The sequence below is a fragment of the Lamprobacter sp. genome (assembly GCF_034860625.1).
Classification (GTDB): domain Bacteria; phylum Pseudomonadota; class Gammaproteobacteria; order Chromatiales; family Chromatiaceae; genus Lamprobacter.
In genome coordinates this window covers 1-2,222 of record NZ_JAYESN010000377.1, presented here as the reverse complement: position 1 = coordinate 2,222, position 2,222 = coordinate 1, and the positions used below count along the sequence as shown (strand labels likewise).

Genomic DNA, 2,222 nt, shown 5'->3' with positions numbered 1-2,222 from the left:
ATCCCTAATCGATACTGTGGGATTAGCCGATGGAAATGCCTCTGATACTCCAGCAATGGGACCTTTATTTCGTTTCAAGGACTCGAAGCCATTTGATCGATCCTTCAATTATCGGTCCGCTCTCGGAATGCTTCAGTATCTCGGCAATAACACAAGACCGGACTGTGCGTACTCTATCAACGCATGTGCCCGCTATTGTATCGACCCGAAGGAACCTCATGGTGCAGCAGTCAAACGAATTGCGCGCTATCTCAAAGGAACCTCGGATGAGGGCATGATTATCAAGCCCGACCTCATGAACCTAGATCTGGATTGCCATGTCGATGCCGATTTCGCTGGCAATTGGAACCCAGCTGATCCCGAAGACCCGTCTGCTGTCAAATCGCGGACAGGATTTCTCCTTACTTTCGCTGGCGTACCGATTCTTTGGAAATCCAAGATTCAAGACTGTATCGCTCTTTCGACGATGGAATCGGAGTATATTGCTCTGTCTACCGCTATGAGAAGCCTCATTCATGCTCGCGCTCTTCTATTTGATATTTGCGCGAAGTTCAACATGGCTTATGGTGACCGAGTTTCCACTCTGAGTACCGTCTTTGAAGACAATCGAGCTGCCAAGATCCTGGCAGAGACCGATCCTCCTCGTCTCACTCCTCGTTCCAAGTCCCTTGCCGTCAAGTACCATTGGTTTCGGTCGCATATCGGCAGAAATAATGGAAAGGGGATAGTTCTAGAAGACGTTCGGTCTAAGCTGAACAAGGCGGACTTTCTTACGAAAGCTCTGGCGCGTGACGCTTTTCGAGTGAACCGATTGGCGGTTTGCGGTTGGTAGGGCCTCTTGGGCTCAAAACGGACATGACAGTCGCTCTCGAGTGAGGGCGAGTGTCGTGAAACAAGGATATCTCAGTCGGAGTATCCTGATTCTTATATGTGTATCCACTCTCGGCTACTGTCAGTCACTAGTGACTCAGGAGTCATTATCACGGTCTGCAACGACCTGGTTCAGACCCAGTTTATATTCAATCTAGTTTCGTAATCCTTTATAATTTTCACAACAATACTTTCGTCAAGCCTACTTACTACCCAAATAATACACCCAGACGAATCCCTTGGCGCACCTCAATGGTGGTCCTATTGGGGGAATTCGCATGGGAGTTCGCACGGCTTCATATAACAAGACAGGTTATGAGCCCAAACCGTGTGGAACACAGTCTAAATCACACGATTCCTATGCAAGAATGTTATTAGTCGTGCCTATTCTAACCGTTTGTTTCTCGTATCTGGGAAATTGTACGAATAGACAGTCATATTGGTCTTATTTCATTCACACATGAGACCATCTCTCATGTCTCAACGCCTATGTATTTCGGATGCTCGCATCTATAAGAGTCACTAAAACGAAGACATGCCTTAAGTACATTGATCTTGGTCATTCTACCCAATGGGTTTCGGTCATTTCAAGTATGCGGACTTCGCCGTCTTCGAATTCATTCTTCTACTCGGTCTCACTCTTTTGGTCTGATCAACCTTTGGAGCACCCGAGCTTTATCATCTCTCGCTTTCAAGCCTTTGTCTCTGTTTGTTGATCCCGAATCAACAACACCTTATCAATTCAATCGTCTATTCTTCCTTGAGACGTCAAGGATATTCAATCGATACATCAATTAGAACCTCGTTCTAATTCTTTCAAATCTTCATTACTTTACAGTCGCTGACGGTCGCTCCGTTGAATCCTGTCAAGTACATCTCTATTAACGCCGTTCTGTTGTTTGCCTTTTCAATCTCATCATCATGTCAAGCACCGACGTTAAGTTCGATTTGGCCCAAGCTGCTCCTAAAGCTACTTCGGCCGGTTACACTCGCGCCATTCGCGAAAGTCTCAAGAATGAGGGTCTCGTCAAGTTTCGTGACGCCTTCATCAAGAAACTCATCAAAGTTCCTTTGTCGTCCAACCTCCTTGTCAGCTCCTACAAGCCAAGTGAGATGGGCGAGAAAACGAACTTCTTTACTACTGTTTCCAATTGGTCGGAAGCTTCTCTTTACCTCGCAAGTTGGATGCGTTCTCACTTCGCCGACAATGTTTTCACGATTGTTCATCGCGTTATCAAACGAGATGCTCAAACCAATGTGGACGTTCAATCGGTGGAAGAAGTCGGAGATCTATTCAAGCTTTGGCATCAAGTTACTCTTCAACAGGTATTTGATTCTTGCTGTTTGTATTT

Annotated in this window: 2 protein-coding genes; both read left to right on the top strand. The window is 45.9% G+C overall.

All coding sequences use genetic code 11. The features are described from left to right. On the top strand, window positions 1-832 hold an 832-nt coding region (locus VBE63_RS27750; RefSeq protein WP_323686220.1), incomplete at its 5' end, for a Ty1/Copia family ribonuclease HI. A gap of 959 nt (window positions 833-1,791) precedes the next feature. Beyond that, on the top strand, window positions 1,792-2,222 hold a 431-nt coding region (locus VBE63_RS27745; protein ID WP_323686219.1), incomplete at its 3' end, for a hypothetical protein.